Raw genomic sequence first — 15,157 nt, 5'->3', positions numbered from 1 at the left:
CCCTTAAGTAAAATATTCAAACTTTGCATTTGGAAAAAACTTCTCCATGTATTGAGATAGATGCTCCTTAATATCCTCTTCGTCCTCTTTTTTATACACATACTTCCCAATACCATATTTACCCCACTTAAGTCTACGAGCTTCTTCATCTAGCTCAAGCTTTGTCATCGGATAATTTTTTTGTATGATCTTTTTAGCAGGCTTCGTGAATCGATGCTGAATAAATTCAAAGGTAATATCATCTCGTGCATCCTTTGGAAGCTCTGCATCTAACTGTTCAAACATGTGGTAATAGCCTTCCTCCCATCCTTCATGCAAATAGATAGGAGCAACAATAAAGCCGAGAGGATACCCAGCTCGTGCTACCTTGCCAGCTGCCTCAATTCGCCTTTTTAAAGGAGAGGTTCCTGGCTCAAAATTTTTAATCACATAATCAGCATTTATGCTAAAACGAAATCTTGTACGACCGTTATGCTTAGCGTCAAGCAGATGGTCTACGTAATGAAACTTCGTAACGAAACGCAGCCTCCCTAGCTCTGACTGTCCAAAATGCTCGATGGCACGCTTCAGTGTATGTGTTAAATGATCGATTCCTACAATATCAGAGGTGCAGGAAGCTTCAAATCGTGTAATCTCCGGTGCTCGCTCTGCCATATATTCATCCGCTTGCTCTAATATTTCCTCCACATTCACATAAGTTCGGATATATGGCTTGCTCCCCATTGTAGTCTGCAAGTAGCAATAATGGCAATGGCCCATACAACCTGTCGCAAAAGGAATGGCATATTCTGCAGAGGGCTTAGAAGTATCAAATTTTAGGGTCTTTCTTATCCCTACCACAAGCGTAGATTTTGCAATTCGATACTTTTGGAAATCATTTTCTCCTGGTAAATCTCTTACCTGATTATGTGAGGTTGTATACCGTATTTCTGTTCCCATGTTTCTAAACTTCTCTAGCAATTCCATCCCTAAAGGATAATCTAATGCTTTCGGCTCAAAATAAACCAATTGCGGTGTGAAAGGCTTTCTCATACTCTTTCCCTCATTGGAAGTACTGACGGTAAGCATTCTCCGCTTCCATCTCGGTAGTATAAACAGCTAAATCCACTGTTAAAGGATAATAGGTCTCATAAAGAAAAATAGCAAGCTCCTCCGGTTGCTCTGGATTATTTACAACTGCTGCCTGCTGGACATTGGCAACATCTTGCGTATGTGGATTGCGATAAAAAACATATACGATATCTCCTGCTGAATAATTATGATACACAATAATCCCTCCATTTTTTTATAGCTTGGCTCTTTAGTAGGGGATTATGTGAATTTCTTATGCTTTCCTTCTTTTTGTCACAATAGCTATAAAGAAAGCAATTAACAGTAGACTATAAAGAAAAATCCAACCAAATTGTCCATACATATATATAGAAAAAGTGAACTCTTCTTCTCTCATACTCATTATTTCAAGGGCTGAACGTAGAGGTGGAAGGCACCAATGGAAAAATTGGTTATCTATCTTACCTGCTTCTTTTTATTTCGTTACATTTCTTAATTCAATCAGTGCTCCCAATTTCTCTCCCCCACAAATATGTTGCCTAAGTAGAAAAGCTATAGATTTTACATTAACAATATTTCATTTTTATAACGTTCTTTACATTTTTTAAATAAATAGGTTTCAATTTACCTAAAAAAGTGAATAGAAACATTGTAATACTAGTTTATTATATTTTTCCTAATATGATAGACAGATAATTCAGGAAAGAGGAGTGAAAACATGTCTGTTAAAGATTTAGTAGCAGGTTTGTTGTTGGGAACTGTCATTCTAACTGGCTGTTCTGACTCTGAAACAGATGGAGCTAAAGAGGATGATACGTTTGAAGCTGACGTTGAACTATTGGAAGAAGCATCCGCTGATAGCCCTGTTGAAGAAGAGGAAAAGGTAGAAGATGACTCTGCTACCCAGGATGAAGAAAACACTATAGAAAGCAATATACAAGGAAATACAGAATTTGAAGGAATCAATTTTAATTTACCCGAAAACGCTGAGCAGGTGGAAGTACCGGATCAAGGAATGCCAGTTACATTATATATCATAGACCAAAATGATCGTTCAAATGTTAACGTGGTAGTGGAACAGCTACCAATGAAAATGGAATTAAAGGATTATATTGAGGCAGCTACAAATATTACAGGGTTCGATTATGAAAGTATTGATTACTACAATGTAAATGGGATGGATTGGAACGAGGCTGTAAGCTTTAACACGCAGGAAGGAACTCAGCTAAACCAACGAACATTTATACATGAGGATAGAGCTTTCATATTTACTTATGCTAGCTTACCTGAGAACTATGAAAAGCATTTAGACGTCTTTGACTCTATCACTGAATCTGTCTTAATTAACGGTCAACAATAATTACTAGAACAGACATGGGGCAAACCAACGTTAATATAAAAAAGCCAATAAGTTCTACAGCGAGTAGAATTTACTGGCTTTTATATTCTTATTTAAAAGCTGGGACAAAATCTATTCCCTTCATAAAGAATTATAAGAGGTTTGTCCCTGCCTTAACTCTTCGGTATTTTTACAATAGCAGTAGTTTTTAGAGTAGCTGAGGAGCTGACATCGATATCTCCATCGTATTTTTTCACTACTTCTTTTACAATGAATAATCCCTGTCCTCTTGCTTCCTTCGTTCTACCTTTTTTAGTTGAATAGCCTTGCTTAAAGATTTCCTCTTTATCCATAATCATAGGACCAGTATTTGTTACGATAAATATATAGTGAGTATCATTTGCTTCACAATGAATAGATACATAACGCTCATCCTCTGGTAATTCAATCGTCGCTTCAATTGCATTATCTATTAGATTCGATAAAATTTTAATAAGATCTGTTGTTTTAATATGCTGAAAAGAATCTTCTGAAATGGAAAGCTCCATCTCTACATGATTATTTTGAGCTGCAAGCTTTTTAATCTGCAGTAAAATGGAAAGTCCGGGATGATTAGAAAAAGAAGCTTCGGTTTGAAGCGGCTGAGTCTCCTTCAACAGCGAATTTAGATACTGCAACGCCTTATCAGAAGCCCCAAGCTTTAAAAATCCATGCACTACCTGCATGTGATTTACATAGTCATGACGTATGGAAGCAATAGAGGTAATGAGAGTTTTTATTTCATTTTGATATGTATCCTCTGTATAGCCTACTTCCTTTTTCAACTCCTTCCTATACCATTTTTGTATGAAGGAGAACAAAATGATAACAATTAAGATGAATAGTCCATTAAAAATAAAAAGAGGAATGTTACTTTTAATTACTTCTTTTTTGATAGAATTTAATGACTCCGTACTAATATCAATTCCTATATATCCAAGTATCTGATTTTCTTCATCCTTAATAGGTGCCCCAACTGAAAGGTAATTGCCATAGGTAGGATCCTCAATCACCTCTGTTATGTAAGTATTACCCGCATACGCCTTCTTCACATCCTGGGTAGGAACCGTACAAGGATCTCCTATTTGGAAGTTTTCCTGCATCTTTGGCGGACCACCCATAGCCAGCGCTCTTGATACAGTAGGGTTATCTATCTCTAGAACGTATACATATAGGACACCTAGCTTATTTCTGGCATCATTTAAATATTCGGTTATTTCATCATAGTATTCATTCTCTACAGGATTTTGCAAGAATTGTTCGTATGTATGTAAATCCATGTCAGAAGCAATGGATTTTGCAGCTTCTAAGCTTTGGTTGGCTATTGTTTCCTCCACCGTTTCAATAGTCTTTATGTAAGAAGTATAAATATTTATACTGGTAAGAGATAGGAGGAGGATGGCTGCCACTCCAACTATTAATCTGATTTTAAAACGTTTCATATAGCAGGATCCTTTTCTATTTCATACGTTATCCCTATTATACTATAAAATTCGGAAAAGAGATTTAGTCCCCAAAACAAACTAGCAGCAAATATAACAACCATGCTACTATCATTTGAACACCAGTCTTTCCATTACCCTATCTAGCTATCGCGCTGGTCATGCGTAAATTTATTCGACAGAAAAAGCAAAAACCTTCAACTCGGAAGGAGTTGAAGGCTAAGATTTTATACTAATTCTGTTTTCTTAAACAAAACTTCTGCTGTAGATGCATGTACTTCCTTCAATAAATCAGGATTTGCCATTAAGGATAATCCGAACGATGGAATCATCTCTTTAATTTTTGGCTCCCATTCTTTAAATTGGTCTGGGAAGCAGCGCTGAATGACATTCAACATTACTGGAACTGCTGTTGAAGCCCCTGGAGAAGCTCCTAGTAAAGCTGCAATGGAACCGTCAGCTGCAGTGATTACCTCTGTACCAAATTGAAGGGTCCCTTTACCGCCAGCCTCTGTATCTTTAATAACCTGTACACGTTGTCCTGCTACGATTAAATCCCAATCTTCGCTTTTGGCGTTAGGAATAAATAGGCGAAGTTCTTCCATACGTTGCTCTTTTGAAAGCATTAATTGTTGAACTAAATACTTCGTTAAGGACATTTCTTTTGCACCTGCTGCTAACATAGTGAAAAGATTATGTGGCTTAACAGAAGTTACTAAGTCCATCATAGAGCCTGTCTTCAAGAACTTAGGAGAGAAGCCAGCAAATGGTCCAAACAATAAGGATTTTTTATTATCGATAAAGCGCGTATCTAGGTGAGGAACGGACATCGGTGGAGCACCAACTGCTGCTTTTCCGTATACCTTCGCATGATGCTGCGCAATAACCTCTGGATTTTTACACACTAAGAAGATACCACTTACTGGGAATCCACCAATATGTTTTCCTTCAGGTATCCCTGATTTTTGTAATAAGTGTAAGCTTCCGCCTCCACCACCAATGAAGACAAATTTAGCTTTATGGGTTTCTAGCTTTCCTTCAGCATTGTTTTTCACTTTTACTTCCCACTTGCCGTCAGTGGTACGATTTAAGTTTTCAACAGAATTGTTATAGCTGATCTCCACACCCTGTGATTTCAAATGTGTAAATAGCATACGAGTTAGAGAACCGAAGTTAACATCTGTTCCTGTATCAATCTTTGTTGCAGCGATTGCTTGATTTGCTTCACGATTTTCCATAATTAACGGGATCCATTCTTTTAATTGCTCTGCATCCTCTGAGTATTCCATGCCTTGGAAAAGAGGGTTTTTAGACATAGCTTCAAAGCGTTTTTTCAAGAACTTCACGTTTTCCTCGCCCTGAACCATACTCATATGTGGAAGTGGCATGATGAAGTCTTCTGGATTGTTAATTAGCTTATTTTTCACAAGATGTGCCCAGAATTGCATAGAAACCTGGAACTGTTCATTGACATTGATTGCTTTACTAATATCAATAGAACCGTCTGGTTTTTCTGTAGTATAGTTGAGCTCACAAAGAGCAGCATGTCCTGTACCTGCATTATTCCACTCGTTTGAGCTTTCTTCGCCTGCTTTGTCTAGCTTTTCAAACACTTTGATATTCATTTCTGGCGCAAGCTCTTTTAAGATTGTCCCTAAGGTCGCACTCATAATTCCAGCACCAATTAAGATAACGTCTGTACTTGGTTCTATATTGCTCATTTTTACCATCCTTATATCTTAAGATTTTTAGGAATGATATAGGCGATTTCTTGGTGCCTATTCACACACCTATACCCATGTCATAGTGCAATAAAATTAGTATTAGTTTGAGAATTTATACTATATTATATTATAATAATAAGATTTTTGAAAGCTTACATAGAAGAAGAATACCTTCCATCCAAGGATAACACAAAAAACAAAGCCTATACCAAGCTAATTGCAAGGATGGTGGCTTTGGTTATGCAGTAACTCTTCATCTTACCAAGTAAATAGTAACACATTGTAAAAAATTCTTAAAATAAAAATAGTTAATGATTAGACAATTTCAGACAGCTTTTTTTAGAAGCACAGATATAAAGAGGACTTGCGAACAAGACAACATCATTCCGATTTAAAAGATTCTACAATGTGGAAAATTACCTTTATCCGGAGACCGTAATTGGTTGAAAAAACCAACTACTGGATTTATATTGTTTATCATCTAAGTTAATAATTTCATTGGAAATCTTATTTTCAATAATTAAATTTCGAAAGCGTGCGCTAACTAACAGTGGTTTATAAGCTATACTTCCTGAAAAAACGTACTCTTTCGTAAAAGCAAAATCTGTTTGTAAACCATTCAAAGTGGAATGGTCATAATGAAAAGTCAAAGGAACCCAGTCTCTATATTCACACTTAGGACAGCCACGATCAATATAATGGAATTTCATATCTTTTGACCAATTAGGCATTTCCACAGTCGGAATTAATCTAAATAGTTTTTGGGGATTGGGACTTTTATCAATCACTTCTTTTAATTCATAACCTGTCAGTTTCCACTCATCTAAAAGGTTGGCAAACTTTTCTGTTATGACCCAATATTCTTGGTCTACATTTGCCATTAAACGCTTTCCTGCTTTTGAATAATTCACTTCAAGTGGAGATAACAAATTTCTGGAATGAATAGAGCAGGTGGTACAAAAAATGTGTTTATCAATTTTTTTCTTCCGACTATCTATAAAAGCACGGCTTGAATTACCTGTCCCCATTAATTTAAAGAATGGGGCATTTTTATAGTCACTTTCGTAAAACACGAACCCTGCAGAAGGTTGGTAGCTACCACCATCACTAATTTTAGGGATTAAGTCAGCTAATTCTTCATTGAACTTTTGGATATTAGGAAAGGAAGATAGTAATTGAAAGTCATAATATAAACTATCTTCTTGCTCGGGATTATAAAATGGAGGTAACTCTTCTCCGTTCTCATATTTAGGACGAACATGGACTCCAAATTGAAGCAATACTTCCTCTAATTCTTTACGTGAAGCTTTAAAGACCATTAACCTATAAAAATATTTAATATGCAGATAGATCACCTTTTCCCATGTTTGATTGAATAGCTATAATTATTTATTCTCCCTTATAATGCTTCCTTTCATGCTCGAGCAGCCATTCCTTTCTCCATACACCACCAGCGTACCCGGTTAGCGTACCATTTGCGCCAATAATTCGATGGCACGGTATGACGATGCTTAGCTTGTTTCTTCCATTAGCCGTCCCCACTGCTCTCACTGCTTTATGGTGACCAATTGACTCGGCAATTTCCTTGTAGGAGCCTGTCTTTGAGTAAGGAATACTTGTGAGTGCTCCCCACACCTTCTGCTGAAATTCCGTTCCCTCGTACAGAATGGGAAATGTAAAATCCATTCGTGTTCCTCGAAAGTATTCATCTAGCTGATGAAAGCACTCTACTAATACGGAAGGCGTTTCACCCGTTATGGAATGTTCTGGAAGCTCCTTTTCTGAAAAGAGGATAGAAAGTATCGCTTCCTTTGTTCCTAGAATTTCTATAATTCCAATGGGAGACTGGTAATCCAGCATACTAACTTGGTTCGTATAATGATCTCCATAAATAGAAGGTTGCATAAGCCTCAAATCCTTTCCAATTCATTGATATAGCAGTAATCTCCTCTAAGGTTGGCTTACGTTCCAGCCTAGCTTGAGCCTTTATGGCATTGTGAAGACCTACATCCCCTATTGGAAAAGCATTAGGGAAATGTAAACATTTCATCATGACATAGTCTGCTGTCCACGGACCGATTCCTCTTTGAGCAACTAACCGTTTTTTCACTAGATGATAATCATTCAATGCAAGCAGCTCTTCCTTTGACAACTGTCCAATGGAAATAGCCTTTGCAATATCGATAATATATTCAGCCTTCCTAGTAGAAAATTGCAGCTCCTTTAACTCCTCTACATTTAGCTTAGCGATTACGTGAGCACTAGGAAAAGCCCAATAATCCTCCTGTTCAAAAGAGAGAGATTCTCCATAGCATTCAACAAAACGTTTCTTTAGTGTATAGGCAAAGGAAAGTGTAATTTGCTGTCCTAGTATTGCCCAACAAAGTGCTTCAAACAAGTCTGGAATTCCTATTATCCGAAGACCTCTATAATTTTTGACCAGCCCTTTTAACAGTTTGTCCTCAGAAGAGCCTCTGTAAAATGGATCAATATCATAATCTAAGTCAAACCACTCCCATATATAAGACACCACATACTCCTGCTCCATTCTAGAGACAGAACGAAGGGGAAATTCTACCCGAATGATTGTGTCCAGCCAGCTAATTTTACATAGAACGAGCGATTCATCCACTTTCAGAAGCTTATACAAATGGCCTTCCTTTATTCGATGTAACAATTCCTTAGAAGACCTATTCAGAAATAAGAGGCATTCTTCAAAATTAAATTCATTAGGTGGATAGATTTCTACCATACCCGCTATAGAAGACCAATTCATGTTACATCCTCCTCTCGAAGCTGACTTGGAGTTACTGCTGTTAGCTTACGAAAGGAATGGTAGAAGCTCGACTGACTTTGAAACCCCACCTCGTAGCAAATTTCCAAATTGGATCGATCTGTATGCCTTAGAAGATAAACTGCTCGATTAACTCGAATTTTCTCTAGATAGGAACGTGGTGTTTCTTTCATTAGCTGCTTAAACGTTCGGTCTAAATGAAACGGGCTTATACCAACGTGGTTAGCTATATCCTGCAAAGTAAGCTTCTGTTTATGATTGTTAATTAAAAACTCCGTCACCTTTTTAACAAGCTCCTCTTGAGGGGAACGCACTACCTCTGGCTGACACCTTTTGCATGCACGAAAACCAGCCTGCTCTGCTGCCTGCACGGTTTCATAGAATGCTACATTCATCTTTTTCGGCTTACGTGATTTGCAAGATGGCCGACAATAGATTTTAGTTGTTTTAACTGCCGTATAAAACAGTCCATCATATGTGCTATCAGAAGCTAAAAAAATCTCCCATTTTTCATCAAAGGTTAGATTAAGCCTCTTCATTAGACCACCCGCCTTTCTTATCCATTATTTTACTAGTAAATGTCTTATTCTTCCTCCTATTTCTTGCTATTAGAGTGAAAAAATGAAAATAAAGCTTGGTTACAAAAAAAGAAGGTTGTCCTATAAGTTTCTACTTACGGGACAACCCTTTCATAAATTATGCTTTTATCTTTCTTCCATCTTTATCCTTAAAATTACCAAACGCTATAACTAGAAAATCTATTATAGTCCATAAACCAAAACCACCAGCAGTAAGAAGCATTAATATGCCTGTACCAACTTTTCCAACATAGAATCTATGGATACCAACACTACCTAGAAAGAAACAAAGAAGCAATGTAACCAAATAGTTTTTTTCCGATTTCATTTGCAATCTCCTTTTGAAATAATTCTCTTTGCATAGAGATTAATAACTATTCTTTATTACTTTTTATCTTAACAGAGAAATCTTTTATTCTTTTTGGTAATTGTATAATCAATTTTACATAAAATGGTATAATTATTTTAGCTAATTTACATGGCGGATCGCTTTTATTAATAGTAATTTAACCGGTATTACGGCTTTATATGAAAACCACTTAATGGAATAATAAAGCAAAAAATAGGGAGGGCTCTAAATGAAAACATTAGAATACCGCTTGGAAAATCAGCCAATTAAAGCATTTGAAACGATATCAAGTTTGGAAACTAGTGTAAGATTTTTTGTGAACTATTGGGTGAATGAAGGTGTTGTTTATGAAAACAGAGGTAATTATTTTCAAGATGATACTTATTTTATTGATTTATATGATTGCAAGAATGAACAGCCATATACCGACACTATTGAAAAAACACCCAACACGATTGAATATCGCTTATTTTATTCAGACAGAAAGATTATCAGGGAAGCTACTGAAAAGAATTTAGAGGATATCATGCTAGCGTTATCCTTAGACAGCGTTACCATTGAAAACAGTAGATATAAACGTTTATCGCTTGAATATGATGAAGATAGAAAGGTGTATATATACTATTTAAACGGCTAAGTTTATAAAAAAACCGATTATCCTAAAAAGATAATCGGTTTTTTGTATGCTGTCTTATTACGCTTCGACATCACCTAATTGACGCTTTATTCCTTCTAAATGCTCTTTGTTCTGCTCCACTATATCTAAATGTTGGTTATGCTTCTCTGCATTAGAAAGAGCATTTTCTGCATGTGAAATAGAGTTGAATGCATGCTCTACCGCCATCTCTTCTGGATGTGACATTGCCTGCTTCACTGCACGGTCAGCCTTCTCCACTGAATTAGTCGATAAGGTTACTGGGTGATCCTTTTTCCAGCTTTGATCTGTATGCTTAGCCATAATAGCTCCTCCTTTTCTCATGCTTCTTTAGTATAGGAGGATGGTTTGAAAATATTCGCTTGAGATTTAAATCTACTAAAACGGGTATAAGGAAAGCTTTGAGACTTATATGAGGGATGTGAATAATCATGTTTGGAATATCTGATTTAGTATCATTAGTAATTTCCGCATTTATTATTCTACCTGTGGTGATATTTCTTCGGGAGTTTGGTTATTTACTAGTCAGCTGGTTATTTGGGGTTATTAATCCAAGACTAACGATAGGCTCTGGTCCGAGGATTTTGAAGTTTGGCATGATAGACATTCATAAATATTATCATTTATATAGCTGGTTTTCCTATGATGAGTTGAAACGAAAAAGTAAGTTTGCTTACATTTGCATTTACTCTGCTCCCATTCTTATGAATTTATCCTTAGCGTTAATCATTAATTTTTTCATCGCTAACGGATGGGCGGAGGAATATAAAACGTTTTGGGAGCGCTTTGTTTTTTATGCTTTCTATTATGTACTTTTTGATGCAGTGCCGATGATCACCTTTAATGGAAAACCTAACAATGGCATGATTATCTACGAAATGCTTCGTTACGGAAAAAGAGTTGACTTTAATACAGAGTCCTTTCTTCCTTCTACATCCGAAATGGAGAAGGATTATCAGGAGCAAATGAAAAAAATAGAAGAAATGAAAATAGAACGCAGGAAAAATGACGGAGAATAAAAGCTCAGGAATACAGCCTGAGCTTCTTTTAGTGTAGACGTTCCAAGTCTTGATATTCCTTCATATAACGACCATTATCTGCGACTGCTGAGTGGTATAGCGCTTTAATCGCTAAGTTTTTCTCTAGACCCATTTCAGCTTTTATTTTTTTAAGCTCGTCATGTAAATCACGGTGCTCGTTAATCAGCTTAGTCATAACCGTTTTGCTGTATTTCATCTTGCCACATCCTTTTCTGTCCCTAATCTTTTTATTATGACACTATTATTGAAAATAAGCGAAAAAGAGTTGAAGCTATTAGTCTCCAACTCTACAAAGAATAGTTTAGTAAGGATTTGTTGCAATAAAACTTGCCGTTTTCACATAAATACGTGGGTTTAGTTTTAATTGATTTACAATAAATTCCGCTATGTCCTCTGGCTGCATAAATTTAGAGTCATCGTTTTCTTTAATCAGATTAGTATCAATAGCTAAATCTGTTGCAACTGTACTTGGAGTTAAAGCAGATACGCGAATATTATTTCGACGAACCTCCTGTGCTAGAGATTCTGTTAAACCAATTACACCAAACTTAGATGCACTGTATGCACTTGACTTAGCTGCACCGCTCAATCCATTAGTAGACGAGATATTAATAATGTCTCCACCATTTTTCTCTATTAATTGAGGTAATACTGCACGAGTTACATAATATGTTCCCATTAAGTTTGTATCAACGATGCTTTTCCATTCTTCTGGATCCATGTCTAGAAGAGTTCCAAAGCTTCCAATACCTGCGTTATTTATTAAGATATCAGCAGCTCCTAGGTCATTGGTTAATGCTGATATAGCTGCCTCTACTTGTTCTTTTGAAGATACGTCAGCAGTTGCATATGCTACTTTCACACCAAGGCTCTTTATTTCAGCAGCCACTTCTTTTAATGTTGACTCTGTTCTAGCTAGAAGACCGACATTCACACCTTCTTTTGCCAATGCAATTGCAGTTGCTTTCCCTATTCCTCTCGCCGCACCTGTAATAATTGCTACTTTCCCTTTTAATGATTGTGCCATGTAAGCAGCTCCTTTCTAAATATTATTACTTTTTTATTATAAAGGACGTCTCTCTATAAATGCATAAATATGCTTTGACTTACTGTTAACATGGAGAAAGTTTATAAGTAACTATAGTTATTTTTCTCTTTCAGGATCTGGCTAATTATACGCCAGAAGGGTTATTTTACCTTTTCCACCATTATGTAAATATACCCTTTTTCTGCATTTTGAAGTAAATTATTTAATTGGATGTTTACATAATTTTTATCAGGACAGATTAACATAAGATAGCTTAATTAAGCTTTCATTAAGTTAACTGGATTTTAGGAGGATTTTAACTATGTCATTGATAGGAAAAGAAATACTGCCATTTAAAGCACAAGCATATCGAAATGGTGATTTTATCGAAGTTACGGAACAAGATTTAAAAGGTAAATGGAGCGTTGTGTGCTTCTATCCTGCAGATTTTACGTTTGTTTGTCCAACGGAGCTTGAAGACCTTCAAGATCAGTATCCTGCACTTCAAGAATTAGGAGTTGAAGTATTCTCCGTTTCTAGAGATTCTCACTTCACACACAAAGCTTGGCATGATACTTCTGAGGCAATCGGAAAGATTACGTATACAATGATTGGTGACCCTGCTCATATTCTTTCCCGCAACTTTGATGTATATATCGAAGAGCTAGGACAAGCTGACCGTGGTACTTTCATCATTGACCCAGATGGTATTATCCAAGCAATTGAAATTAATGCGGATGGAATCGGCCGTGATGCGAGCACATTAATTAATAAAATTAAGGCTGCTCAATATGTTCGCAACAACCCAGGTGAAGTCTGCCCAGCTAAATGGAAGGAAGGCGCTGAAACACTTAAGCCAAGCCTTGACCTTGTAGGGAAAATTTAAGGAGTAGAGCAAATGATTCTTGATGCAGATTTAAAAGCACAATTACATCAGTACCTTCAGCTAGTAGAAAACGACATCGTACTAAAAGTCAGCGCTGGCTCTGATAAAGTATCAAGTGATATGCAGGCTCTTCTTGATGAACTGGCTTCTATGTCAGCTAAAATTACGATAGAGAAGGCTTCTCTTCCTAGAACTCCGAGTTTTAGTATAAATCGTGTCAAGGAAGATACAGGGGTTACGTTTGCCGGTATTCCTCTAGGACATGAATTTACTTCCCTCGTATTAGCCTTGCTTCAAGTAAGTGGACGAGCTCCGAAGATTGATCAAAGTGTCATGAACCGGATAAAGGCGATGGAAGGCACATACCATTTTGAAACCTATGTCAGCCTAAGCTGTCATAACTGCCCAGATGTTGTGCAATCACTAAACATAATGAGCATTCTCAACCCTGGCATTACTCATACGATGATTGACGGGGCAGTCTTCAAAGAGGAAATCGAAAAGAAAAACATTCTGGCTGTACCAACTGTCTTCTTAAATGGGGAAGCCTTTGGAAGCGGTCGTATGACAATAGATGAAATCCTAGCAAAAATGGGCAATACACAGGATGCCTCCGAGTTCACAAATAAAGAACCGTACGATGTTCTTGTGGTTGGTGGTGGTCCTGCTGGTTCTAGTGCAGCCATCTATGCAGCACGTAAAGGCATTCGTACTGGACTTGTTGCTGAACGTTTTGGTGGTCAAATCTTAGACACCCTAGGAATTGAAAACTTTATTGGCACCAAATACACGGAAGGTCCAAAGCTTGCTGCCAGCTTGGAAGAACATATCAAAGAATATGACATCGACGTGATGAAAGGTCAGCGAACAGTACGTCTGGAAAAGAAAGATCTAATTGAAATTGAATTAGAAAATGGCGCGGTTCTTACAAGTAAGACCGTCATCCTTTCCACTGGGGCACGCTGGCGTAATCTCGGTGTTACTGGTGAAAATGAATTTAAAAATAAAGGGGTAGCTTACTGTCCTCACTGTGATGGACCTTTATTTGAAGGCAGAAATGTAGCCGTAATCGGTGGAGGCAATTCCGGGGTCGAAGCAGCAATCGATTTAGCGGGAATTGTGAAGCATGTAACTGTCCTTGAATTCGCTTCAGAGCTAAAAGCGGATACAGTCCTGCAAGAACGCCTTAACAGCCTTCCTAATGCCACGGTCATCACGAATGCACAAACGAAAGAAATTACCGGTAACGAAAAAGTAAATGGGATTACCTACGTTGATCGCGAAACAGGGGAAGAACACCATATAGATGTAGAGGGTGTGTTTGTCCAAATCGGCCTTGTCCCAAATACCGAATGGCTAGGCGACACCCTGGAACGCACGAAAATAGGTGAAATAGTTGTAGATAAACGTGGTGCTACGAGTATCCCGGGAGTATTTGCTGCAGGCGATTGCACAGACAGTCCTTACAAGCAAATTATCATTTCCATGGGATCCGGCGCTACTACAGCACTCGGTGCATTTGACTATCTTATTCGAAATTAAGTAATTGATATAATTTGCATAATGGAAAAAGCCGAAGAATCTAGATATAGATCTCTTCGGCTTTTTTATCCTTATTTTACTTATGATTTGATTCTCTGTAGAGAATGTAGATAGACCTCTTATTGCTTTTCTTCGACTTCTTCATCAGCTTCCGTGAATTTATCTAACATAGAAATCGTTTCGATTAAATGATTATTGAAAATTTCACGTGCTATATTTAACAAATCAATTATCATAGGATCTCGCAATGAATATAGGACGCGATTTCCTTCTTTTTGACTGTCTACAATATTTTTGCTTCTTAAAATACTCAATTGTTGCGAAACAGAAGAGCCTTCAGAACCTATTAGTGTTTGAAGTTCATTTACATTTTTCTCTCCCTCAGCAAGCAACTCTAATATTCTTATACGTAAAGGATGGGAAAGCGCCTTAAAAAAATCCGCCTTAAATTTTTGTAATTCTAAATTCATAGCTTCTCCTTTAACTACATTTTTATTATTTTTCTGGTTGGGATAAAGTGAAACTTCAATCAGTGGGAGTGTCGACTCCCAGGACGTGCTAATGCTCAATAAGTCACATGGTTGATGCGCTTTTAGTCGGCGCCACTCCCACTGATTATTAGTTGAACCAATCGGGCTTTTACGGGCAGTTAATCTCCCACCTTCGCTCCTCGTATTACTTAAGCTTAGAGG

Annotated in this window: 18 protein-coding genes; 5 read left to right on the top strand and 13 right to left on the bottom strand. The window is 37.2% G+C overall.

All coding sequences use genetic code 11. From position 1 onward, the window contains the following. Window positions 1–3 precede the first annotated feature (3 nt). Together splB and AC1VU3_RS07370 are read right to left on the bottom strand one after the other, a co-directional pair. On the bottom strand, window positions 4–1,032 hold the full coding sequence (gene splB, locus AC1VU3_RS07375) for a spore photoproduct lyase (protein ID WP_482983206.1): 1,029 nt from the start codon (window positions 1,030–1,032) through the stop codon (window positions 4–6). Window positions 1,033–1,042: 10 nt separating this feature from the next. Next, the gene (locus AC1VU3_RS07370) at window positions 1,043–1,267 is read right to left on the bottom strand and encodes a transcriptional regulator SplA domain-containing protein (RefSeq protein ID WP_480389209.1); all 225 of its coding nucleotides are present in this window, start codon (window positions 1,265–1,267) and stop codon (window positions 1,043–1,045) included. 501 nt (window positions 1,268–1,768) lie between these two features. Between AC1VU3_RS07370 and AC1VU3_RS07365 the strand changes: the two genes are divergently transcribed. Continuing rightward, window positions 1,769–2,410, top strand: coding sequence for a hypothetical protein (locus AC1VU3_RS07365; RefSeq protein WP_482983205.1), 642 nt, complete (start codon window positions 1,769–1,771; stop codon window positions 2,408–2,410). A gap of 152 nt (window positions 2,411–2,562) precedes the next feature. On the opposite strand, the gene AC1VU3_RS07360 is transcribed toward AC1VU3_RS07365, so the two are convergent. From AC1VU3_RS07360 to AC1VU3_RS07330, 7 genes are all read right to left on the bottom strand, one after another. Continuing rightward, complete coding sequence (locus tag AC1VU3_RS07360; RefSeq protein WP_482983204.1) at window positions 2,563–3,870, bottom strand: Spo0B domain-containing protein; 1,308 nt, start codon at window positions 3,868–3,870, stop codon at window positions 2,563–2,565. A 227-nt stretch (window positions 3,871–4,097) separates the two neighbouring features. Then, on the bottom strand, window positions 4,098–5,591 hold the full coding sequence (locus AC1VU3_RS07355; RefSeq protein WP_480389212.1) for a malate:quinone oxidoreductase: 1,494 nt from the start codon (window positions 5,589–5,591) through the stop codon (window positions 4,098–4,100). Window positions 5,592–6,016: 425 nt separating this feature from the next. Further along, window positions 6,017–6,874 carry a hypothetical protein gene (locus AC1VU3_RS07350; protein ID WP_480389213.1) on the bottom strand — a complete coding sequence of 286 codons (858 nt, stop codon included), beginning with the start codon at window positions 6,872–6,874 and terminating at the stop codon, window positions 6,017–6,019. A 109-nt stretch (window positions 6,875–6,983) separates the two neighbouring features. Then, the gene (locus AC1VU3_RS07345; RefSeq protein ID WP_482983203.1) at window positions 6,984–7,499 is read right to left on the bottom strand and encodes a methylated-DNA--[protein]-cysteine S-methyltransferase; all 516 of its coding nucleotides are present in this window, start codon (window positions 7,497–7,499) and stop codon (window positions 6,984–6,986) included. After that, the gene (locus tag AC1VU3_RS07340; RefSeq protein ID WP_482983202.1) at window positions 7,456–8,370 is read right to left on the bottom strand and encodes a DNA-3-methyladenine glycosylase family protein; all 915 of its coding nucleotides are present in this window, start codon (window positions 8,368–8,370) and stop codon (window positions 7,456–7,458) included. Before AC1VU3_RS07340 ends, AC1VU3_RS07345 begins: the two co-directional genes overlap by 44 nt. Continuing rightward, a complete protein-coding gene (locus tag AC1VU3_RS07335) occupies window positions 8,367–8,927 on the bottom strand; it encodes a bifunctional transcriptional activator/DNA repair enzyme AdaA (protein ID WP_482983201.1) in 561 nt (186 codons plus the stop codon). The genes AC1VU3_RS07340 and AC1VU3_RS07335 overlap by 4 nt, the downstream gene beginning before the upstream one ends. Before the next feature lie 157 nt (window positions 8,928–9,084). Continuing rightward, window positions 9,085–9,294: a TM2 domain-containing protein gene (locus tag AC1VU3_RS07330; protein WP_480389217.1), complete on the bottom strand. Its 210-nt coding sequence runs from the start codon at window positions 9,292–9,294 to the stop codon at window positions 9,085–9,087. A 250-nt stretch (window positions 9,295–9,544) separates the two neighbouring features. Between AC1VU3_RS07330 and AC1VU3_RS07325 the strand changes: the two genes are divergently transcribed. Beyond that, the gene (locus AC1VU3_RS07325) at window positions 9,545–9,952 is read left to right on the top strand and encodes a hypothetical protein (RefSeq protein WP_482983200.1); all 408 of its coding nucleotides are present in this window, start codon (window positions 9,545–9,547) and stop codon (window positions 9,950–9,952) included. Between the two features lie 57 nt (window positions 9,953–10,009). Here AC1VU3_RS07325 and AC1VU3_RS07320 read toward each other — a convergent pair whose 3' ends face one another. Continuing rightward, window positions 10,010–10,273, bottom strand: a complete 264-nt coding sequence (locus tag AC1VU3_RS07320) for a hypothetical protein (RefSeq protein ID WP_482983199.1) — start codon at window positions 10,271–10,273, stop codon at window positions 10,010–10,012. Between the two features lie 128 nt (window positions 10,274–10,401). Between AC1VU3_RS07320 and AC1VU3_RS07315 the strand changes: the two genes are divergently transcribed. Continuing rightward, window positions 10,402–10,989 carry a hypothetical protein gene (locus tag AC1VU3_RS07315; RefSeq protein WP_482983198.1) on the top strand — a complete coding sequence of 196 codons (588 nt, stop codon included), beginning with the start codon at window positions 10,402–10,404 and terminating at the stop codon, window positions 10,987–10,989. A gap of 28 nt (window positions 10,990–11,017) precedes the next feature. On the opposite strand, the gene AC1VU3_RS07310 is transcribed toward AC1VU3_RS07315, so the two are convergent. Both AC1VU3_RS07310 and AC1VU3_RS07305 read right to left on the bottom strand, forming a co-directional pair. After that, a complete protein-coding gene (locus tag AC1VU3_RS07310; RefSeq protein ID WP_480389221.1) occupies window positions 11,018–11,206 on the bottom strand; it encodes a hypothetical protein in 189 nt (62 codons plus the stop codon). A gap of 105 nt (window positions 11,207–11,311) precedes the next feature. Next, window positions 11,312–12,037, bottom strand: a complete 726-nt coding sequence (locus AC1VU3_RS07305) for a 3-ketoacyl-ACP reductase (RefSeq protein WP_482983197.1) — start codon at window positions 12,035–12,037, stop codon at window positions 11,312–11,314. A 322-nt stretch (window positions 12,038–12,359) separates the two neighbouring features. Between AC1VU3_RS07305 and ahpC the strand changes: the two genes are divergently transcribed. Both ahpC and ahpF read left to right on the top strand, forming a co-directional pair. Further along, window positions 12,360–12,923: an alkyl hydroperoxide reductase subunit C gene (ahpC, locus tag AC1VU3_RS07300; RefSeq protein WP_480389223.1), complete on the top strand. Its 564-nt coding sequence runs from the start codon at window positions 12,360–12,362 to the stop codon at window positions 12,921–12,923. Window positions 12,924–12,935: 12 nt separating this feature from the next. Beyond that, window positions 12,936–14,465, top strand: a complete 1,530-nt coding sequence (gene ahpF / locus AC1VU3_RS07295) for an alkyl hydroperoxide reductase subunit F (RefSeq protein WP_482983196.1) — start codon at window positions 12,936–12,938, stop codon at window positions 14,463–14,465. Window positions 14,466–14,584: 119 nt separating this feature from the next. Here ahpF and AC1VU3_RS07290 read toward each other — a convergent pair whose 3' ends face one another. After that, a complete protein-coding gene (locus AC1VU3_RS07290; RefSeq protein ID WP_482983195.1) occupies window positions 14,585–14,935 on the bottom strand; it encodes an ArsR/SmtB family transcription factor in 351 nt (116 codons plus the stop codon). Window positions 14,936–15,157 lie beyond the last annotated feature (222 nt).

The organism is Psychrobacillus sp. Z16_25 (assembly GCF_056856695.1).
Note: the sequence above shows the minus strand (reverse complement) of the source record. Positions and strands in the feature narration are given on the sequence as shown.